This window comes from Streptomyces sp. NPDC000878, from assembly GCF_053599695.1.
On the sequence record NZ_JBSFMT010000008.1, the window covers coordinates 39481 to 60118 of the forward strand.

Below are 20638 nucleotides of genomic sequence, written 5' to 3' on the forward strand. Positions count from 1 at the left end.
GTGCCCAAAGACCCCGCCATCAGCGCAGTAGCTGAGGACGGGGTCTTCGCGTGTGTGCAGGCGGATGCCGCTGAAAGTAGTTGTTTGCCAGTGATCACGTAATGGTGACGTAATGATCTTGAGGGGTCTTCCGGCAGGTCAGCGACCGTTTCCCGAAGCCCTCAGCACAGCTTTCCGGCACACCTCCGACACAGCCGCGAAAGCCCCGGATCGCTCCGGGGCTTCAGCGTGTGCGTGAGTGGTGCGTGGGCCGCCTTCAGCCTTCGGTGTCGAGCCCCTCCCCCAGCCCCTTCAGAATCCTGTCGTTCATCTCCTGCTCCTGCCCGTCGATGCACTTCGCGTAGATCTTCAGCAGGACATCCACCGAGTGCCCGGCACGAGCCGCCACCTCCGGAGCAGGCACTCCGGAGTTGAGCCACTGCGAGACGCCCGCGTGCCGCAGGTCGTACGGCCGGAAGGCCAGCACCGAGGAGACCTGTCCCGGTACGAGCGCCAACTCACGCGTCTGCTTCCACACACGCGAGTACGACGACGCGGCCACGACGTTGCCCCGCTCGCTCGCGAAGAGCCGGCCGTCCTTCGCCGTACCGAACTCCTTCAGGTGCTCACGAAGCAGCACCACCAGCGGAGGCGGAATCGGCACGATGCGCACCTCACCTTGAGCGCGCTGCTTGAGGCCCCGCCGGTCGTGAGCCTCGCCCGAGTCGGTCCACGCCTTGCCCGCGGTCGGACGCGTCTCGGTCAGCTCGATACGACCCCAGCCTTGCGCGGGAAGCGTGCAGTCGGAACGGCGTAGGCCCAGCGCCTCACCGGGGCGCATGGCCGCGTAGTACAGGCATCCGAAGAAGGCCCGGAGTCGTCGACCGCTCGCCCGCTCGTAGCCACCGACGTACGTCACGGCCGCCAGCAGCTCCCGCGCCTGCCGAGGGTTGACCACAACTCGGCGGTCAACCTCTTGGACGGGTCGCTTCCCCCGCTTGCGCCGCACCCGCCCGAGGGGGTTGGAAGGAAAAGCCTCCAACTCAACAGCAAACTCAAGGGAGTTGAAGGCGACCGCCCTCCGCCGCCGGTACGTCTGCGTCGCCGCAGGCTTGCCGTCCAGCTTCCGGCCGAGCGCATCGATCAGTTCGTGAACCCGCGCGATCTCCTGCAACTCCGCCACCAGCAGCGACGACTTCTCAAGCCACCGCACCGCCGAGGCGATCTCCTCGGGCCGCTCCCGCTCCCGCCGAGGCGGGGGCAGTACGTACGAGCGCAGCGCCCGCCGCAGGATCTCGGGCGTGGGGCGCCCGCGTCCCGGCTTGACCAGCGCGGGCAGGACCGTCGCCAGCGAGTCGGTCATGCTGTCCCGCTGCTTCGCCGACGCTTCCGCCCACCGGGCATCGATGTACTTGAGCGCCAACTCCAGGAAAGACAGCGCTACTTTGCCGCCGCGCAGCGAGTCCGGCAGACCCGTCACGGTGTCGAACGGCTCGCCCTTGTCCGCCGCCCGCAGCAGCTTCGCACGGAAGCGATCGGCCAACGCCTTCGTCTTGTGCGACTCGTGGAAGGGTTCGCCGCCCACGGACCAGCGGACCAGGTACGTCGGTTTCTTCGCGGAACGGTTGATGCTGAGCTTCCAGATGACGACCTTGTACGACTTCACGACGCGGCTCCCTCCGCTCGCTCCGCCAACCAGTCGTTGAGCACGTCACGCCGGACTCGTAACTCACCGTTCGGCAGACGGATGCAGGCCGGCGCGATGCGCAGTTCCCGCCAGCGGTAGAAGGTGCGCCGGGAGATCCCGCCCAGTTCTTCGAGCACCTGCCGCACGGTGAGCAGTTCGGCCGCCTTCTCACGCGCCATGACGACCACCGTCCTCCCGCACGGAGGCAGCCAAAAGCGCCGCCTCCGGTGAGTAGCCGCGCCCGGCATAGCGCCACTGCCCAACGGTGATCGTTGACCGGGCGCCGATACCGAGAGCGGTGCGCTGCTCCTCCGCACGATGTTCGGCACGAGCTTCACGGAGCGCGGTCAGCGTCGTCGAATAGCACCGCGACTTGGTGGAGAAGTGGCCGCCGTAGCCGAGCATGTGCGCCCAGCGCCGCAATCCGAGCGGTTCGAACGCGGGCAGACCACCGAGCCACCAGCACGTACTGATCATGCGGAGGACATGGGCCCGTACCGGCAGCATGACCAGTTCCCGCGCCTGGTGAATCCGGCCGTCGACCGCGCCGGCGGACTCGGCACCCTTGGTGGCGTACTTCGCGATGTAGCCCGCGACGGCCGCGGAGGTCAGCCTCTCCCCCGATCCGAACGCCGCGATGGGCCGCACGTCGACCTGTTCGCCGAACCGCAGCACACGACCGCCGACGACATCCGCGCCAGGGGCGACGAGCCGTACACGACCGACAATCGCCGGTACCGCATCCATCAGCAGATCCGTTGTCGCCCAACCGGGCGGAGTCGAGGCTGGTCCCTCCGGCCCGTCGACACGGATCACGGCATGGAAGTGGACCAGGCCCCGCCGCTGGTACTCCGCCACCTTCGCGTACGACAACCGGGCCACATCCCCGAACTCGGTACGGGACAGCCCGGCCCGCCGCGCGACCTCGCGGCGCAGCTCCAGCGTGAACCGGTGCCAGAGCTGACCGGCGTACGCCTGCCAGAGCACGGTCCCCGCGTAGTCGTAGCAGTGCGGACACAGTGGCTCGCCGAGACCGGGCTCACCCTCCGAGTGACGTTCATGGCATCCGATGGGCGAGCCGTGCGGGCAGTACTCCCCCGCCCTCCGGGGACGACATGCCCGTACACGCCCCTCGCGCTCACGACGGGTGTGAACCGGGCCAAAGCCGGGAGCGGTGAGGGTGGCGAACCACCGGTAGCCACTCGCACGGACGCCCCCTTGGCGTTGGCGGATCTCCTCTGCATCCCACCAGGCGAGCCGATGTTCACGTACGACGCCTTGCAGACAGCCGACCAGGGCCGCCTCCGCCAACTCCACCGCACGTACGTGCCGTTCTCGGTTCTGGTCGGCACGAAGTACGAGGAGGAAGCACCGCCGCCGGCGCCAGAGCTCTACGTGGCACTCGCCGAGCTGAACCACGAACTTCACTTCACGGAGTACGTCCGCACGCGCATGCCCCTCCCGGACCAGGCCCAAGCCCTCCGCCTGCCCGAAGGCGTGCCGCTGCTGCATGTCATCCGCGTGACGCTCGCGGAGGGAGACAAGCCGCTGGCCCTTGAGGAGCTCCACCTCCCCGGCGACGATCTGGAACTGTCGTTCAGGCTGTAGCCGAACCTCAGTTGGCTCAGACCTTCTCTACGTCATCAAGGCCCGCGCGCAGCGCGGGCGCGGGCCGTCTCTGCGGCACGGCCTGCCTCCTGCCTCCACCCCGGCTGGCCGCGCCCGGCGGCGCGCTACGTGCAGCGGGTATTGGTGGGAGAAACCCTCTATGGCTGGGGCGGTCGGCCCCACGGCTTTAGGCAGCCACTTTGGGGCGAGCCTCTAAGATCATGGCCCCAACGTCGTGCTTTAACAGGCAGGTCCACAGACTGCCCGACTCGCCGGAAGCTTAAGGGGCCATGATCACTCACCCCAAAGCAGCTCCCGCCCAAAGCCGCTCCGCCGACCTCGCGTCTCAAGGTTCAGACGTCACGTTGCAGCCCACCCGAGACAATCTCACGTCCAAAATGGACGCACCGTGAGCCCATGATGTATGCTCGCGAGTACCTAATGGACGTGGTCGAGCGTCCTCGTTGTGATCAAGGGGGAACATCCGTGACGGTCTACGCCTACTGGAACAACAAGGGTGGCACCGGCAAGACCAGCCTGGTCTTCCAGTCACTGTGCTTCTATGCGAACCAGCACCCCGATGAGCGTGTCCTCGCGATCGACGTCTGCCCGCAGGCCAACCTCAGCGAGTTGCTGTTCGGCGGCCTTACCAATCAGGGCAGTTTCCGGCTGCTCGCCCAGCAGGGGGAGATCCCCCGCAAGACCCTGGGCGGCTACTTCGAGAAGCGGCTGCCGTCGCCATTCACTATGCCGGCCGTGACACCGAGCGACTACATTTCGACGCCGCACGACTTCAACCCGGCGATCCCGCCGAACGTGGACCTGATCGCGGGTGACCCGCTCCTGGAACTCCAGAGCAACGCCATCTCCACCCTGGCAAACACCCAGATCCCAGGCACCAACTCGTGGCTCAAGGTCATCGACTGGATCAGCGACCTGATCGAGACATTGGAGGACAAGTACGACACGATCTTCATCGACTCCAACCCGTCATTCTCGATCTACACCCAGATCGCATTGTCTGCCGCCGACCGTCTGGTGCTGCCGGTCATGGCCGACGACTCGTCACGGCGAGCGATCCAGAACGCCTTCTCGCTGATCTACGGGCTCAAGCTGCCGTCCGAGATCTACTCGACGTACGCCTTTGCGACCCGTCTACAGGCAGCCGAGCGTGAACTGCCGAAGGTCCACCTGATCGCGAAGAATCGGCTGACCCAGTACATGGGCTCGGCGTCGGCGTACGCCGCCGTACTTCGGTCAATCGATGACGACATCGAGGGTGTACTGGAGGACCACCCCGAGATGTTTACCTTCGACAAAGTCGAGAAGGGAATCGTGGACATCCGCGACTTCCAGACTACGGGTGTCGTGGCGTTCGCTCGCGGGTGCCCGTTCTATGAGCAACGGTCCGGTCGCTTCGACGTCATGGGGAAGCGTGTCCGCGTGGACGGGAACTATCTGGCTAACTGTGTCCAGGCCGTCCAAGGCTTGGTGGCACATCTCTAGCCTCGGAAAAACCGCCGCCCTGACTTCTCCCCCAACTTACTCTGATTGGCATCTTCGTTCCAGTCATCGCGGACCCCATGAACGAGGTCTCGGCATTTCGTTATATTTTTGAAAAGGCTCGTCACATAGCTATTCTGATATGTGTCGTCCACATGTTTCACAAGAGAGTAGAGTGCCTTTTCTGTGAGTGCGGGAACTCGCCTTAGCTCTGAAGACCAGTCGTACTCAGCGTCATCGACCCGCTGCAAGTCGAGCTCTCGAAAAACCAAATGGAGCACAAGCCTATTGCCCTGAAGGCACACTGACCGCGGACGTCCATCCAGTTTCTTCTTGAGGTCAGACAAGGTGAGGTCCACGGTGCGCATTACCTCAACGCATCTCCACACGCGATACGGGCCGACAGTCGGATTGAACAATGTGCGGTACGGGGGCTTCTCCGTTGACTCCCAAAGACTTCCGACTTTGCTCTTTGCCAGGACTGCCAAGCTTGGCTCCCGATTCGCGCACGCCAAAGCAACCGTGGCATCCACCACCGTGCAGCCGTTCTCGGCGCTAGGCACAGGTTCACCGCGCTTTATCGCATAGGTTTTCTTGAGTGAAAGCACCAATTCGGTGCGCAATCGATCCTGTTGCGGATCCAGCGCCACGAAGTCTCTCGTCTCAACGCTATTTTGCGTATTCGTTGCCCGCGTAACTGCCGTTGCAAAGTCTGCCGGACAGGCTTCGAGGTTGATGAACCGGACCCACACCATCGCGCCATCAAGCGAACTCCCACTCCTGTGCCATGCCTGATGGATGCTGGCCACTGTCTGAGCACCATTCACGATGCTCACCCCGGTCAGGGAGAAATCGCCGAAAGTACGCGTTGCGGCGCCGCGCGGCGTCTTCTTGATACTCTCGCAGAGAGCTGTTACACCATTATTAAAGTACCAAAAATGGTGAGGAGCATCCAAGATAGTATGCGCTAATGCTTCGTTCACGCTGGTATTGCCAAGAGCCTTGCGAATGTTCTGCGAGAACAACCGGTCGCCAAAACGCTCATACCATTCAGCAACGCTAGAAGCTGCCACAATCCCATAATAAGCTTCATACGGCTCGCTTACGGTTCCCCAGTTCTCTAACTGTGCGTGAAAATCGATGCGAGAGCCCCCGAGCCCTTCAGCGACAAATGAATGGAACTCACTCAGCCCCAACATCTCCACCGAAACCAACTGCTGAGTCTCATTCATCTCGTCAAGCACATCTTGGAACACCGCCGCAGACGGTTTGGCTAGCTCCGTTCGACCCGTAGTGGCCACGACAAGAACAAATGTCACATCTACATCGTCAAGCGCGGTGGTGATCTGCTCTTCACGGGCCCGGAGCCGAGGTGTAAAACGATCGAACTTGGTGTCGAGGAGGTCCTTGAATCCCGCAATAAAGTTCCGCGAATCTCCTAGCCCAAGGCTGCCGTCTCCGGAGCCGTCCCACTTGGATTGCACAAGAATCACTCTGTGCTGAATAGGATCGATCGCGATGGCGTCAATTCCGTTGTCATGACTGCCGTCCACAACGGTGACGGCCGCCTGCGCAGCAGAAAGTTCGGTGAACCTTTGAATCGCAAGGGCCGCTAAAGATCGGCTTAGGAACGCCTTTTCACTAACGGAGGAGCTAGCCCTCTCGTAGTCACTCATGTCGATGTAATTCGCGAAGCCTGTGTGAAGTGCATCTTTGATGTGTCTGACCCACAGCCTCTTCATGCGCCCCCCGCATGCCAAGATTGGCAGACTCGTCCCTGGAAGCAACACCGTACCGATGACACACGGTGATGCGGAAGAGGCAGGCGGTGATCTACTGGACGGCTCCGGAGCTGATGGAGCTCCGGAGCCGTCCAAGCTGATGCCTCGCGCAGGGCTCGTGAGGTGCCTCTCTGACGCTCGCATCTGGGCGAGTTGTTCTGCCGTTCGTCCGGGCTGCGGCGCTGGGGCGCCGGTCCCGGCCGAGCGGCAGACCAGCGAGCAAGCGGTGTAGACAGCTCAGGGCCCCGCACGACAGTCGCCGGGGGAACGACGTCGCACGGGGCCAGGGCCGGCCGGTCGCAGGAGCACGCTCACCGCGACGAGCCGGGGATCGGAAGCTCAGTCAGGCCGCGGAAGATTCCCGGAGTATGGCATCCGGTGAAGCCTGAATCGGCGCACCGGTCGGTGACTCTGCTGCGAGACCCGAAGTGATCAGCTCAGCCAGTACCAACGCCGCTTCCGGTCGGATGGTGCCGAGGCGTACCAAGCCGTCGCCGAGGACGTTCACGTCAGCCACCAGGCCAGGGAAGTCGGACTCCAGTCCCAGTTCTGCGAGTTGCTCAGCCAGAACCGCGGCGCCGCGCCGAGCTTGCATCCAGCCGCGGACGTACGGCATTCCCGGCGTCAGGTTCTCGGCTCGCTTGGCGATCACTCCCCGTCGGTCGGTCATGGCGTCAGTCCCTTCCCTTGTGGTCGTCCGTGTCAGTGGTCGACGTGCGTTCGCCGTTGGCCTCAACTCCGCTCGCCAGTGCGAGCCGCAGCAGTTCGGCCAAGCGTTCCGCGGTCGCCGGGGACACGCGACCGAGTTCGATGAGGCCATGCCCGAAGGCGTTCAAGTCCGCTCGTAGGTAGGGGAAGTCCTTCTCCAGGCCCGCGCGGATGAGGGCATCTCGCAGAGCGGTGGTCGCGTTGCGTGCGGCATACCAGCCGTCGCTGTCCAGGGGCGACCACTGAGCGGCGTCATGGTCGGCGGTCGCGTCATCCCGCATGGGTGGTCGTCTCCTCGGGGAGTGCCGCCACTGCCGCGTACGGAGAGGTGTACTGCTCTCCGTACCGGTCCGCCCTCGCCAACAACTCGGCAGCAGCAACGAGCATCGTCGCCAGGGCGACCGGGCGCAGCGGGTTCGCCTCCGGCCGGCGGGACGGAGCACGCAACCACTGGTAGCGGTCACCGGGCATGGGCATCGGGCCGGGGACGACCACCACGGAGTTCCTGCTCAGGTAGCGATAGGGAGGAGGAGTTGGCGTTTCGCGTTCGAGGTTTTGCGTGAAGGATTCCTGGCTTGCCGAGCTGAGGAAGAAGCCGACGCGCCGGGCCTTGTGATCCACCATGGCCGGACCGAACGGGAGCCCCCGGCGCAGGAGTTGGTCGAAGGTCTCCAGACCGAGCCGCTGTTCGATCGTCACCACGTCGAAGAAGCGGCCGGACGGCAGCATGCAGGGCATACGGGGGTCGTCTGCCCACATCTCGCGGCACATCGCCGGATCGTCCGCCGCCGCGGACAGCCATTCGACGCCCCGCCTGGTCATCCTCTGCACGTCATCTCACCTCAGTCGGACTGCGTTGCGGCCGCGATGCCGCAGTGAGTCCAGACTCAGGGTCGACCCCCTGACCAGGGCAGATGACGTGAGGTGACGGGGGATGACGTGCAAACGTCTGGCGCGTCATCCCCCGTCACCCGCCGTCCGAGGAGGGATCTCCGACTACTGACTGCAAGAGGCGATGACCGGCGCGTACATTCAGTTGCGGAACCTGAGTTGTCGTACCGGCGCACGCGCAGGGAGTGAACGGTCACGTCTTCGATGCAGTCGATCAGTGCCCGCTTACGTGAGGCTCGCGCGGGCCGGGGCTGGAGTCAGCCGAGGTTGGTACGCGAGTTACGGCAGGCTGCTGCCCATCGTGGTCATCAGCTTCCGTCGGACGCCAGCGTCAAGCGCCGCATTGCCAGTTGGGAGAACGGACACAGTTCTCCGGATGACTTCTACGGGCCCCTGCTGTGTGACGCGTTGAGCGTCAGCGCGTCGGAACTCGGGCTGAACCACGGTGGGGCGCAGGACTCAGCCCTCTTGGATGCTGTTTACCCAGCCAGCCCGGATGCGGCCATTCAGACCGTAGGGCAACTTTGGCGTGCCGATCTCAACGGGTATGAGCCCCTCCTCCAGGCCGAGCCCTCCGAGCCTGCGTGGAGCGAAGCCTCGCTGCGCTGGCTCGTGGCGCCCGAACCAGCGATTCCCCGCCCCCGTACGGATGGTGCGCGCGTCGGTCTCGGTGACGTGGCAGCCGTGAAGACCACCGCGGTATTCGCTCGGCTCGACGACCAGTTCGGCGGAGACCACGCACGGCACACCGTCATTCAGTACCTCAGCAACGACGTGGTGCCGCTGCTACGCGGCCAGTACACCGACCAGGTGGGCCGGGCCCTCTATTCCACCGTCGCTGAGGCGACTCTCCTTGCCGGCTGGATGTCCTACGACTCTTGTCACCACGGTTTGGCCCAGCGGTATTTCCTCCAGGCCCTCCGGTTGGCTCAGGATGCCAATGACCGTCGGCTGGCAGGGAGCATCCTCTCCGCCATGAGTCATCAGGCGACGTTTCTCGGTCGGTACACGCAGGCCGCCACGCTCGCTCGCGCCGCGCTCATGGGCATTTCACCGGTCGCAACGCCGACCCTGCGCGCCCAGTTCCACGCCATGGAGGCCCGCGCCCTCGCGCGAACCGGTGATGTCAGCGCGTGCGAGGCCGCGTTGAGCGCAGCGACGAACGCCTTGGAGAGCCGGAACAGCGATGACGAACCCGAGTGGATCACCTACTTCGACGAGGCCGAGCTTGCCGCCGAAGCGGCACACTGCTTCCGTGACGTGAACAGCGCCCGCCGGGCCGTGGCTCATGCCGAGAACGCCATGAGCGGGAGTCACGTACGAAGCGACTTCTTCGCGACCATGGTTCTGGCGGACGCCCATCTACGGGCCGGAGAGACCGAGGAAGCTTGCCGCGTCGCGCTCGATGTCCTCGATCTCGGGGAACTGCTCAAGTCCGCCCGTTGCGTCAGCTATCTCGCCGAGTTCCAGCAGAACCTTACTGCCGCCGGTGACAGTTCGATCTCGCGGAACTTCGCAGAGCAGGCCCAGGAACACAGATTGTGGGTCGCTTCGGAGACGCAACTCGGCCTCTGACCACGTGTCAGAAAGGGCCCCACGTGTCTCGCCCCTCACCGGTTCGGATCGTTCGCACGCGCCGCGCAAACTCCGCCGCGGAACGCTCGCTGGCAGCGACCTGGTGGCCGAGCCAGGAAACCATCATCAGTTCGCGGAGATCCGCCATGGTCCCGTAACCAGGCCAGTTCATCAGGTCGAAGCCGTATCGGTGAACGAACTCGGCGTACTCAGCCTTCGTGTGCCAGCCGTACCGGTCGTAGAACATCGCGGTCTGGATCAGATCCCACTCGCGCGGCGCCAGAGCGAAGCCGTCGAGGTCGATGAGCACCGCGTTGCCGTCCCGGTGACGGAGCACGTTGTCCTATGCTCGCGTCCCCGTGGATCATCCCGAAGGGGAGGACGAAGTCCAGCCGGTCGTAGTCCTTGTGCAGGTTCGCGGCTCGCTCCTCCAGGAACGTGCGGTCGTCCTCCGGTACGCTGTTCATCTGCCTCAAGGACGCCGACAGCTTCGCGAACGGATCAAAGTACGGGAGCCTCAGAGACTCGGGCTCCTCAAGCCAGTGAAGTCGGCGGAGCAGGTCGGCTAGCTCGCCTACCGTGGCGTACTCCTCGCGCTCCTGCACGCTTTCCCAGAAGGTCACGACCAGGCCGCCGACCACCAGCGGTTGCGTGACGCCCGCCGGCACCCGAGTAGCCGGAAGGTCTTCCGCCTCCAGCCACCGCGCGACCCGTACCGCCCGCTCCATCTCTTCCAGGGCATCGGGGTCACGAGCAACGCGGACGATGACCGGCGACGCCGATAAGCGGTACACGGCGTTGGAGCCGAGCCGCAGCAACTCGGCGCCGTCCGGGTCGAGTTGGGTCGTCGCGCACGCCTCACGCAGGACAGGCCCGAGGCTTTCCGCCGTGAACTCCGTACCGCCGTCCTTGCCCCCGCCGCTGCCCGAGATCATGCCTTCGACCATACGGCGCCGCCCAGCCGCCCGACAGGTCACCCACGTAATAGGGACGTAATGACCTTGGTCGGTAGCACCCAGGCCCTCCGCTCCCCCGCAGGTCAGGCCCCCAATACCCTCACGGCCTCACCTGGGCTCCGGAGCCGTGTGCGCAGGTTCGAATCCTGCCGGGGGCACTCGCCACACAGCCAGCAAGAATCAAGCGCTGAGCTGGGCGGATGCCGACAAGAGAGAGCGGGAGTCAGTCTCACTGACTCCCGCTCTTTCTCGTTGCCGCGCACTATCTGTGTGTGAGGAGCGTGTGAGTCACACGCGAGCCGTGGGCCTGGCTACGTCCCGTGCCAGGGGAGGCTGCCCACTCATATTCAGAGGCGCCACAGCCCTGGGGTAGCCAGAATGGCCCTTATGCCACGACGGCAAACCCCTGCATACGCCTGGCCCGGTCACCTAGTTCGACGTCAGACTGGACAGCGCCTCGTCTATCTGGACCTCAACCACTGGATCAGTCTGGCCAAGGCCGCTACGGGACACCGGACCGGGGGGCTCTACCAGCCGGCGCTGACTGCGGTGCGAGACGCTGCTAGTTCCGGGCTGTACCTCTTCCCCCTGTCGCTGACTCACTACATGGAAATGTCGGGGATCCAGGACCCTCGCCAGCGAACCGACATCGCCGATGTCATGGAAGAAGTCTCCGGTTTCACGACCTTGCTCACTCGCTCGCACATCGCGCGACTGGAGGTGGAGGCAGCACTTGACCAGGTGTTCGCCACGGAGTCACCGCACATTGCAGACATCGAGCTACTGGGACACGGCATCGGCCACGCCGTAGGTAAGCGTGGAGGTCTACATGTTCGTTCAGGTTCTGGCGATGTCACCGATGAGGCTCGCGCCGCGTGGCCAGATGGGCCAGCAGCTTTTGATCTGTGGCTGGCAAATGCCAATGCCCATCTTGAGCGCTCCGTGCTGCGAGGACCCACTGACGCCGAAGTGCCAAACCTCAAGTCAAACGGGTGGGACCCGACGGTCGCTAGGAGAATCGCTGAAAACCGAGCGGAATCGGAGCGTCAACTAGCCGAACGCCTCGACAATGATCCGCAGTATTGGAACCGCCTGCGCGACGTAGTACAGGGCCGGTACATGTCTCTCGAAATCATCGACACGCTCACCCAAGCACTCATTGACCGCGGCAGAGAACTTGCTGAAGTAATCACAGGCAGAGAGTCGATCAGGGCCTTCGCGGACTCGATGCCAAGCGCCGACGTCCATACAACTCTCGTGGAAGCGGCACACCGTAACCGAGAGAAGTCATGGGAGCCGAACGACATCTTCGATATTGATGCACTGAGCGTCGCGGTGCCGTACTGCGACATTGTCGTGACCGAACGCTATGCCTGCCATGTCCTCCGCGCCGCCCACCTTCCTCGCGGGATGAGCAGCGAGGTAGTTCCCAGACTCAGAGATCTAACAGACTGGCTGAGTCGCCAGTGAGTGTGCGGCCACCCGACCGCATATTCACGCGAATAGTTCCCCATGCCTCCCCTCCCCGCCTTCTGGGCAACCGCTGGACGAACTATCCAGAACAGCCGCATGGATGTGGGCAGAGAGCGGTGGGTGGCGGCTTCACTCGGAGTCCGTCGCGAATTGGTCCGTACCCAGGACCGTGAGCAAGGCCAGTTTTTCGTGGCTTTCTGTGCCTGGGGTCGCCGTGAATATGAGGAGGGACTGGCCCTGGTCCGGGTCCAGTAGGAGTTGGCAGTAGAGGGCCAGTTCTCCTACCTGGGGGTGGATGAAGCGTTTTGTTTCGCTCCAGCGGCGGCCTATCTCGTGGCGCTCCCACACGTGGGCGAACTCCTCGCTGGTTTGTAGGAGGAGGTCCGCCAGGTTTGCCGCCGGGGAGCCGGGGCCGTCTCGGGTGGCTGTCGTGCGTAGTAGTGCCGCGTTGGTGCGGCTGTTGTTGTCGTGCTGGTCGGGGTGGTAGCGGTCGCGAGCCGTCGGGTCCGTGAACCATCGGTACGTCGCGCTGCGGGCGTTCCCTGTGTACTGGGTCTGCTCGCCCAGTAGTGCCACCGCTGACGGGGTCTGCAGCAGGGTTTCGCCCAGTGGGCCCATGACCTGTGCGGTGGTGCCGGCCAAGCCGTCCATGACCCGCATCAGGCCGGGGCTCACATGCTGAAGGCGCAGGTCGCCCCGGGCCGTTCGGTAGCCGGCGAGCAGGAACAGGTGGTCACGTTCGTCCGGGGTGAGGCGTAGGCCGCGGGCGATCGCCGCGATCATCTGCTCCGACGGCTGCGGCCCGTCGCCGCGTTCCAGGCGGGCGAAGTAGTCGGCGGACATGGTGCACAGTTCCGCCACCTCCTCGCGGCGCAGGCCCGGAGCGCGTCGGCGTTGTCCGCGGCGCAATCCGACGTCCTCCGGTTGCAGCGCCGTACGACGCGTGCGCAGGAAGGCGCCGAGGGACGAGCGGTCGAACGTATGGTCCATGGTTCCCATCGTTGGTCATCCGGCGCGGCTTATCCACGACCTGCCAGTCAGTGGTTCCGCATGTCCTTCCACCGCCCGTCGTGCGGCGAGTTCACTGGCGATGCGATCACCCGTCGCCGCCCAAATCACCCAACTTGAATCTCGCCTACGGAGCCATCGCCATGACCAGTTGGACCGCTCACGACCTTCCCGACCTGACCGGCCGTACGGTGGTGATCACCGGGGCCGGGCGTGGCCTCGGGCTGATCACGGCACGTGAACTCGCTCGGGCCGGTGCCCGTGTCGTGCTGGGGGTGCGGGATGCCGACAAGGCACGCCGTGCCGTCGGCGGCCTGCCCGGCATCTTCGACGTCCGGTCGCTCGACGTGTCGGATCTGGTCTCGGTGCGTGCCTTCGCCGACTCCTGGTCCGGTGACATCGACATCCTGATCAACAACGCCGGTGTGATGGACATCCCCGCCGCGCGTACCGCCGACGGTCTCGATCTGCAGACCGCCACCAACTACACCGGGCCGTTTCTGCTGACCAACCTGCTGCTCACGCACGTCACCGACCGCGTCGTCCACGTCACCAGCGAGCTGCACAAGCAGGGCAGGATCGACCTGGACGACCTCGACTGGCGGACACGCAAGCACAACGGGATGCAGGCCTACCAGGCGTCGAAGCTCGCCGTCGTGCTGTTCTCGCTGGAGTTGCAGCGCCGGCTGACCGACGCCGGAAGTGCGGTGCGCTCGGTGCTGGCCAGCCCTGGCATCGCCCGTACCTCGCTGGCGGCCCAGTCCCGGTCGAACGTCATCAACCGGTTTACGTTCCTCACCAACGACCCCGAGCGTGGAGCGCTGTCGCTGCTGTACGCCGCCTCCCAGGACGTTCCCGGTAACGCCTACATCGGGCCGGATGGTCTCGGCGGCTTCCGGGGTTCCCCGTCCCTCCGTCGGCCGGGCAAGGCCGGACTCGACCCGGTCCTGGCCGGTCGGCTGTGGGACGTGACCGCCGGCCTCGTCGGGGCGGCGGTCGCGCGATGAACTGCGCGGAAGCTCACCTCAAGACCTACCTGGACGCTTCTGCAACACGACGACTTGGACTTGGTGGAGACATGACTCTGCAGACACACAACATCGGCCGGCACGGCCTGGTCGCCTCCGTCGAAGGTCTCGGCACCATGGGCATGACCGCGATGTACGGCGCCCCGGACGAGGCCGAGGCGATCAGGACCGTTCGCCGGGCGGCCGAGCTGGGCGTCACGATGTTCGATACCGCCGACATGTACGGGCCTTTCAGCGGTGAGGAGCTGCTCGGGCGGGCGGTGAAGGGGCGCCGTGATGAAGTCACCGTCGCGACGAAAGGTGGCGGTGTCACGCTCGACGAGGCCGGGAGGATCGTCGGCGGTCCCAACGGGCGCCCCGAGTATCTGCGGGCTTGTGTGGAGGGCTCGTTGCGTCGGTTGGGGACCCACTACATCGACCTCTACTACCTCCATCGGGTCGACCCTGGCGTGCCCGTCGAGGAGACATTCGGTGTCCTCGCCGATCTCGTGGCGGAGGGAAAGCTGCGGTATCTCGGTATCAGCGAGGCGTCTCCTGCGAGTGTTCGGGCGGCGCATGCAGTGGCCCCTCTGTCAGCCGTGCAGACCGAGTACTCGCTGTTCAGCCGGAACGTCGAGGTCAACGGCGTACTCGACACGGTCCGTGAGCTGGGCGTCGGGTTCGTCGCGTACGCGCCGCTCGGTCGGGGTTTCCTCACCGGGGCCGTGTCATCGGTGCAGGACCTGCCGGCTCATGACTTCCGGCGTACGTCGCCGCGCTTCTCCGACGCGAACCTGGAGCAGAATCTGTCGCTGCTCGATCGTGTCGTCGCAACAGCGGACGACCTCGGCGTGACGGCCGGTCAGCTCGCCCTCGCCTGGGTGCTCGCCCAGGACGGAGTCACGGCTCTCCCCGGGACGAAGCGGCGCAGCTGGCTGGAGCAGAACGTCGCTGCCGCCGCCGTCGAACTCGACCCCGCGACCGTCGCCGGGCTGAGCGCCGCGATTCCGGTCGGGGCCGCGGCAGGTGACCGCTACTCGCCGATGGGTATGGCCTCCATCCAGGAGTGAGCATCGGTACCCCACCGAACTACAGCACCCTGGCGGGGCTGACTGGAGCCCGGATCAGGTCTGCTGCTCGTACTGGAGGTCGGCGTACCGTCGGGCGGCTATGTCCTCCCGTGTGCCCACGATCAGGTTCAGGGTGCATACGTCGTAGTCGATCGCCTGCCCGGCCAGCTGCGCGAAGAGTACGAGTTCGCCCTCGTCCGGGGCCATGTCCCACGGGTCGGAGAACCCGCCGATCTGTACGCAGACGCCGGGGTGTTGTCCGCCGTAGGCCAGGTCGAGTACGGCTTCCTCGAAATTCTCCAGCGCGTCCTCGGCTTCGTCGCTGTCGCCGTCGCCATCGCCGTCCAGGAACGCCTCGGTCTCCGGGCCCCCTTCCCAGTCACCGTCGAGGCTCAGTCCGGGCACGGCATACAGGGTGCGTGGTTCATAGACCGTGGTCTGCATGGACTCGCCCTCCCATTCGTACGTCGCGGCGCGCTCCGTCGTGCGTGCTCCGGCGGGGACATGGAGCACCGCGGCCGAGTCGGGCGGGTACGAGATCTCCGTGAAGAACAACAGGTGGCCGTCCGCGGGCAGTTCGATGTCCAGGACGTCCTGGGGCAGGGCCGCGCAGTCGACGCTCAGTACGAGCGACGCTCGCCCTTCGGGCCAGTCCACCCCGTCCGGCAGTTCGGGGAGCCCGCCCGTTCGTGCGGCGGGGCGGGCGCTTTCCTGCCGGGACGCGGGCAGTTCCCGGTGCTGCACCAGGTAGACGCAGGGCCGGGTCTGGGCCAGCAACTCCTGTGCGACGGGGGCGGGAACGCCGTACTCGGCGGCCGTCTTGAGAAGGAGCGCTTCGTCGATCGAGGTCATGCCCGGGATCGTGCCATGGGCCACTGACAACGTGTCATGCGGCAATGCGTCATGCGGCGACGTGGCTTGCGGTTCGCCAACACCTCTGCCGCGTCAGTCCGTTCCGGACTTGTGCAGCATCTGGGCCATCAGCAGGGCGCCGCCGGCTGCCGCTCCTACCGCTCCCACGGCCAGGAAGCCCCGGTTGGAACGCCAGGACAGCACCGACCACCGCGACTGCGCGGAGAACAGCGAACCCATACTCAGCCATGACCCGGTCGAGATCAGCGACAGGGAGGAACCGATCGAGCCGACGGACAGCGCACTTCCGATCGAGCCGATCGACAGGGCCGAACCGACCGACCCCACGGACAACACCGACCCCACCGAGCCGATCGACAACACGGAGTCCTGTGACCACAGCGACAGCACTGAACCAGAGGAGGTGCATCCATCCGACCGTGCGGGCAGTTTCGTCATGGGCTCATCTTGCCGCTGGTCGCTGCTGTCCCGCGCGGTTTCGGAGTCACGTCGTACCGAGCGTCACCTCCATCCGGGGGAAGGCGGCGCCCAGGCAGTAGTGCGGCTGACGCGAGCCCTCCTGGATCCAGGTCACTCCCGTCACCCCCGGCCTCTCCGCCCCCGCGACGCCCGCCCCGCCCGCCCCTCCCCCGGCGCCCGCACCGACTGCCGGATCACCAGCTGCGTGCCCAGGATCACGTGATCGCCCCCGGCGGCGCGCCGTTCCCCGTCCAGCGCCAGCCGTACCGCCGTGCGCCCCAGGTCCTCGTACGGCACCCGGAGTGTGGTCAGCGACGTCGACAGGTCGGCCGCGAAGGGTACGTCGTCAAAGCCCATGATCGAGATGTCCCCGGGGACGTCGAGCCCCGACTCCCGCAGGGCCGCCAGTACGCCCGTGGCCACCATGTCCGTGCCCGCGAAGACCGCCGTGAACTCCAGGCCCGCCTTCAGCGCGTCCCGCATCCGGTCGTAGCCCGAGGCGCGGGTGTACGTCCCCGGAATGTCCAACTCCTCGGCGTACGGCACCCCGTGGGCGCGCAACGCCTGGAGGTAGCCCGCCCGGCGCTGTTCGGCCGTGCTCATCCCGGGGGCGCCGCCGAGGAAGAGGATGCGGCGGTGGCCCGCGGTGAGCAGGTGGTCGCCCGCCTGGAAGGCGCCGCCCCGGTTGTCGTACTCCACCACCGTCACCGGCAGGTCGCCGGGCAGCGGCGGGCGTCCGCACAGCACCAGGCGGGAGCCGACCGCGTCCAGCGCCCTGGCGTACTCGGCCATCCGTGCGTGGTACGCCTCGTCCAGGACCGCGCCGCCCACGAGGATGACCGCCGCCGCGTGCTGTTCCCGCATCAGCTGGACCAGGTCGTGCTCGCGGTTCTGGTCGCCGTGGGTCGTACAGACGAGGCTCAGCCGGCCCCGGGCGGCGGCCTCCTGCTCGACTCCGGAGGCGACATCGGCGAACGACGGGCCGATGATCTGCTCCATGACTAGGGCGACCGGGCCGGCGACCCCGCCGGACAGTGCCTTGGCGTGGACGTTCACCACGTAGTGCAGAGACTCGACCGCCGCCATGACCCGGGCCCGGGTGGCGGCGGAGACGGGGTGGCTGCCGGCCAGGGCCCTGGAAACGGTTGCCACCGAGACGCCCGCCTTGGCCGCGACATCGCGAATCGTGCTGGGCCGGTCGCCGTCGGCCCCGGTCCGTCTGCGCTTGCCCGACGTGGCGCGAGGGCCCGATTTCCGGGCTTCGGTTCCGTTCTCCGTCACGTTCCGACGTTACTGCATCGCCGGTGTGCCGACCGGTGGCTGTGCAGCAACTCCCTCCCCTCCTCATGAAAACGATTACCTCTCACTCCCACTCCTGCTCCCGCCTACGCGCTCCTCGCCAGATCGGTCTGCCGCACCCGATGCCCCAGCGGCACCCCCGCGCCGAGAAGCTCCAGTTCGTCCACCACCGTCCGCCCGAGACGCGCGAGTTCGTTGCCCAGCGAACCCGCGATGTGGGGGGTCAGGAACACGTTCGGCAGGTCGTACAGGGGGGAGTCCGCGGGCAGCGGCTCCGGTTCGGTGACATCGAGCACAGCGCCCAGCCGCCCGGAGACCAACTCCCCCGTGAGCGCGTCGTGGTCCACCAGGGCGCCCCGGGACGTGTTGATCAGGACGCCCCCGTCCGGGATCAGCGCGAGGCGTTCGCGGTCGAGCATGCGGTACGTCTCCGGGATGTCCGGGGCGTGCAGGGTCACTATGTCGCTGGTGCGCAGCAACTCCTCCAGGGACAGGGAGACCGCGCCCAGCGACCGGGCCTCGTCGGCGTCCACGTAGGGGTCGTACAGCGTCGCCGTCAGTTCGAACGGGCGCAGCAGTTCCAGTACCCGGCGGCCCACCCGCGAGGCCCCGATCACGCCGACCCGCCGGCCGAGGTTGCCCACCCGCGCGTAGTCGGCAGGGCCCGGGTAGACACGCTCGCGGCGGAAGCGTTCGCGCAGGCCGAACGCGTCTTTTCCGGCGAGGAGTACGGCGGCCAGGGTGTACTCGGCCACCGGGAGCGCGTTGGCCTGTACCGCGCTGGAGACGGTGAGCCCGCGCTCCCAGACCGCGTCGCCGAGCAGGCTGCGGACGCTGCCCGCGGCGTGCAGGACGGTGTGCAGCCGGGGTGCGGCGGCCAGGGCGTCGGCGCCGATGTGCGGGCAGCCCCAGCCGGTGATCAGCACCTCGGCCTCGGCCAGCGCGGCGGCGGCACCCGGGTCGGCGAAGTCCTGGACGACCAGCGCCGGATCAATCCGCACCAGCTCCCGCAGCCGTTCCATCAGGTCGGGCGGGAAGAGTTCGGGCAGGTGCACCGGGTCCATCGCGAACAGGGCGACCGGGAGACGTGGTGCGGGCACGGCGGGCATGGGACTCCAGGTTCGGGGCGGGACACGCACCACGGGTGCGGGATGTAAACGTATTCCAAGCTAGGACCGGTTCTCCGGGTCGGTCAATGCCCCCGAGGGAGATGCGATCACGCGACCGCCGCTCTCCAGAACTGGCATGGAAGAGGAAACCCCAGGTCATCCATGCTAATTCGTAACCCGTCGGCAAGGTGCGTGAAACAGAAATCGGACGACCTCTTGCTTCTCGGCCATACGCGGGCCTACCGTCCAGCACGGCAAACGGTTACATCCCTGGCCTCGCGGCGACACCCGGCGATACCTGGTGCTACCTAAGGAGCACGCTCATGTCCGTCAGATTCAGGCGCCCCGCCCTCGCCGGAGTCGCCTGCGCCCTCGCGCTCACCGTCTCCGCCTGCGGCGGGTCCGGTTCAGGTGACGACGCCTCGGGGTCCTCCGGACCGGTCACCCTCGACTTCTGGGGCTGGGCCAACGGCCAGGAGGCGGTCGTCAAGGCGTTCAACGCCTCGCACAAGGACGTCCAGCTGAAGTACACCAAGGTGACCGACCAGTTGACGATGCAGAAGCAGCTGAGCAACGCGGTGAAGGCCGAGAACGCGCCCTGTCTGCTGCAGAACACCGGTGAGTACGTGACGAGTTGGGTCGCGCAGGGCGCGCTGGCCGACATCACCAAGTACGTGGAGTCGAGCAAGGACAAGTTCAACCCGGGCTCGTGGGCCGTCGGCCAGGTCCAGGGCAAGGTCTACGGCGTACCGACCGCCTCCGCACCGGCGTTCACGATCTACCGTACGGACATCTTCGCGAAGTACGGCCTCAAGGCCCCGGCGACCTGGGACGACTTCATCGCGGCGGGCAAGGTGCTGAAGAAGCACGGCATCAAGATCACCAACTACGCCGGTGAGGACCCCAGCACCCTGGAGGTGCTGGCCATGCAGGCGGGCGCCCACTGGTACGCCATCGACGGCGACGCCTGGAAGGTGGACTTCCAGGACGCGGGCAGCCTCAAGGCCGCGAAGGTGATCCAGGACGTCATCGACAACGACCTCAACTCGAAGCTGTCCTTCGCCGACTACGCGGCCGTGCAACGCAACTTCGACAAGGGCGGCACCGCGACCCGGCAGATCTCCACCTGGCAGATGTCCGGGATGGTGCAGAACTTCACCGACTCCTTCGGCAAGTGGGCGCTCGCGCCGTGGCCGACGTACAAGGGCGAGGCCGCGAAGACTCCGGCCGGGACCAACCAGAGCGGCAATCTGACCCTGGTGTCGAAGCAGTGCGAGCACCAACAGCAGGCTGCCGAGGCCGCGTTGTGGATGTCGACCGACACCGGCGCCGTCAAGACCATGGCGAGCCCGGAGACCGGCAGCGGGGTGATGCCGGCGCTGGCCGACAGCGACTCCTACGTCCCCGAGGCGATCTCCGAGAAGCTGCTCGGCTCCAACTACCAGCCGGCGCAGCAGATCGTGAAGGACAGCCTGTCGACCGTGACCACCGACTGGACCTTCGGCCCCGACTGGACCGCGATGTTCTCCGAACTGCAGAGCCAGTGGGGCCAGGTGGTCGGCAAGAAGCAGACGGTCACCGAACTCCTCGCGCACATGCAGGAGTGGACGGTCAAGGATCTGAAGTCCCGCGGTATCAACGTCAAGGGCTGA

The 20638-nt window shown here is 66.0% G+C and carries 19 protein-coding genes and 1 pseudogene; 7 read left to right on the top strand and 13 right to left on the bottom strand.

What is annotated here, in order from left to right; genetic code table 11:
* Positions 1 to 256: 256 nt before the first annotated feature.
* The 3 genes and pseudogenes from ACWDR4_RS10015 to ACWDR4_RS10025 form a co-directional block, all read right to left on the bottom strand.
* A complete protein-coding gene (locus tag ACWDR4_RS10015; protein ID WP_450406286.1) occupies positions 257 to 1645 on the bottom strand; it encodes a tyrosine-type recombinase/integrase in 1389 nt (462 codons plus the stop codon).
* Positions 1642 to 1845, bottom strand: a complete 204-nt coding sequence (locus ACWDR4_RS10020) for a helix-turn-helix transcriptional regulator (protein WP_443231941.1) — start codon at positions 1843 to 1845, stop codon at positions 1642 to 1644. The genes ACWDR4_RS10015 and ACWDR4_RS10020 overlap by 4 nt, the downstream gene beginning before the upstream one ends.
* A pseudogene (locus ACWDR4_RS10025) lies at positions 1835 to 2860 on the bottom strand (replication initiator); the annotation flags it as partial. The gene ACWDR4_RS10020 and the pseudogene ACWDR4_RS10025, both read right to left, overlap by 11 nt.
* On the opposite strand from ACWDR4_RS10025, the gene ACWDR4_RS10030 reads away from it, so the two are divergent.
* Positions 2816 to 3274, top strand: a complete 459-nt coding sequence (locus tag ACWDR4_RS10030; protein WP_450406289.1) for a UTRA domain-containing protein — start codon at positions 2816 to 2818, stop codon at positions 3272 to 3274. The pseudogene ACWDR4_RS10025 and the gene ACWDR4_RS10030 overlap by 45 nt on opposite strands.
* A gap of 486 nt (positions 3275 to 3760) precedes the next feature.
* Positions 3761 to 4780, top strand: coding sequence for a ParA family protein (locus ACWDR4_RS10035; protein WP_450406292.1), 1020 nt, complete (start codon positions 3761 to 3763; stop codon positions 4778 to 4780).
* On the opposite strand, the gene ACWDR4_RS10040 is transcribed toward ACWDR4_RS10035, so the two are convergent.
* From ACWDR4_RS10040 to ACWDR4_RS10055, 4 genes are all read right to left on the bottom strand, one after another.
* Positions 4777 to 6453, bottom strand: a complete 1677-nt coding sequence (locus ACWDR4_RS10040) for an AIPR family protein (RefSeq protein ID WP_450406294.1) — start codon at positions 6451 to 6453, stop codon at positions 4777 to 4779. The two genes, ACWDR4_RS10035 and ACWDR4_RS10040, sit on opposite strands and share 4 nt — an antisense overlap.
* 448 nt (positions 6454 to 6901) lie before the next feature.
* The gene (locus tag ACWDR4_RS10045) at positions 6902 to 7228 is read right to left on the bottom strand and encodes a hypothetical protein (RefSeq protein WP_450406296.1); all 327 of its coding nucleotides are present in this window, start codon (positions 7226 to 7228) and stop codon (positions 6902 to 6904) included.
* 4 nt (positions 7229 to 7232) lie between these two features.
* Positions 7233 to 7547, bottom strand: a complete 315-nt coding sequence (locus ACWDR4_RS10050; protein ID WP_450406299.1) for a hypothetical protein — start codon at positions 7545 to 7547, stop codon at positions 7233 to 7235.
* A complete protein-coding gene (locus ACWDR4_RS10055) occupies positions 7537 to 8097 on the bottom strand; it encodes a bifunctional DNA primase/polymerase (RefSeq protein WP_450406302.1) in 561 nt (186 codons plus the stop codon). Before ACWDR4_RS10055 ends, ACWDR4_RS10050 begins: the two co-directional genes overlap by 11 nt.
* A gap of 264 nt (positions 8098 to 8361) precedes the next feature.
* On the opposite strand from ACWDR4_RS10055, the gene ACWDR4_RS10060 reads away from it, so the two are divergent.
* Entirely contained in the window at positions 8362 to 9732 is a 1371-nt protein-coding gene (locus ACWDR4_RS10060) for a helix-turn-helix domain-containing protein (RefSeq protein ID WP_450406305.1), read from the top strand.
* Between the two features lie 209 nt (positions 9733 to 9941).
* On the opposite strand, the gene ACWDR4_RS10065 is transcribed toward ACWDR4_RS10060, so the two are convergent.
* On the bottom strand, positions 9942 to 10667 hold the full coding sequence (locus ACWDR4_RS10065) for a phosphotransferase (RefSeq protein ID WP_450406308.1): 726 nt from the start codon (positions 10665 to 10667) through the stop codon (positions 9942 to 9944).
* A 627-nt stretch (positions 10668 to 11294) separates the two neighbouring features.
* On the opposite strand from ACWDR4_RS10065, the gene ACWDR4_RS10070 reads away from it, so the two are divergent.
* On the top strand, positions 11295 to 12158 hold the full coding sequence (locus ACWDR4_RS10070) for a hypothetical protein (protein WP_450406310.1): 864 nt from the start codon (positions 11295 to 11297) through the stop codon (positions 12156 to 12158).
* A 132-nt stretch (positions 12159 to 12290) separates the two neighbouring features.
* Here the strand turns inward: ACWDR4_RS10070 and ACWDR4_RS10075 are convergent, their stop codons facing one another.
* On the bottom strand, positions 12291 to 13151 hold the full coding sequence (locus ACWDR4_RS10075; protein WP_450406312.1) for a helix-turn-helix transcriptional regulator: 861 nt from the start codon (positions 13149 to 13151) through the stop codon (positions 12291 to 12293).
* Positions 13152 to 13312: 161 nt separating this feature from the next.
* Here ACWDR4_RS10075 and ACWDR4_RS10080 point away from each other — a divergent pair, with 161 nt between their 5' ends.
* Together ACWDR4_RS10080 and ACWDR4_RS10085 are read left to right on the top strand one after the other, a co-directional pair.
* Positions 13313 to 14176: an SDR family NAD(P)-dependent oxidoreductase gene (locus ACWDR4_RS10080; protein ID WP_450406314.1), complete on the top strand. Its 864-nt coding sequence runs from the start codon at positions 13313 to 13315 to the stop codon at positions 14174 to 14176.
* A 71-nt stretch (positions 14177 to 14247) separates the two neighbouring features.
* Positions 14248 to 15246: an aldo/keto reductase gene (locus tag ACWDR4_RS10085; RefSeq protein ID WP_450406316.1), complete on the top strand. Its 999-nt coding sequence runs from the start codon at positions 14248 to 14250 to the stop codon at positions 15244 to 15246.
* Between the two features lie 54 nt (positions 15247 to 15300).
* On the opposite strand, the gene ACWDR4_RS10090 is transcribed toward ACWDR4_RS10085, so the two are convergent.
* The 4 genes from ACWDR4_RS10090 to ACWDR4_RS10105 form a co-directional block, all read right to left on the bottom strand.
* A complete protein-coding gene (locus tag ACWDR4_RS10090; RefSeq protein WP_450406319.1) occupies positions 15301 to 16098 on the bottom strand; it encodes a DUF1963 domain-containing protein in 798 nt (265 codons plus the stop codon).
* A gap of 93 nt (positions 16099 to 16191) precedes the next feature.
* On the bottom strand, positions 16192 to 16557 hold the full coding sequence (locus tag ACWDR4_RS10095) for a hypothetical protein (protein WP_450406322.1): 366 nt from the start codon (positions 16555 to 16557) through the stop codon (positions 16192 to 16194).
* 141 nt (positions 16558 to 16698) lie between these two features.
* Positions 16699 to 17859 carry a LacI family DNA-binding transcriptional regulator gene (locus tag ACWDR4_RS10100; protein ID WP_450406325.1) on the bottom strand — a complete coding sequence of 387 codons (1161 nt, stop codon included), beginning with the start codon at positions 17857 to 17859 and terminating at the stop codon, positions 16699 to 16701.
* A gap of 104 nt (positions 17860 to 17963) precedes the next feature.
* Positions 17964 to 18986, bottom strand: a complete 1023-nt coding sequence (locus ACWDR4_RS10105; RefSeq protein WP_450406328.1) for a hydroxyacid dehydrogenase — start codon at positions 18984 to 18986, stop codon at positions 17964 to 17966.
* A 323-nt stretch (positions 18987 to 19309) separates the two neighbouring features.
* On the opposite strand from ACWDR4_RS10105, the gene ACWDR4_RS10110 reads away from it, so the two are divergent.
* Positions 19310 to 20638 carry an ABC transporter substrate-binding protein gene (locus ACWDR4_RS10110; protein WP_450406329.1) on the top strand — a complete coding sequence of 443 codons (1329 nt, stop codon included), beginning with the start codon at positions 19310 to 19312 and terminating at the stop codon, positions 20636 to 20638.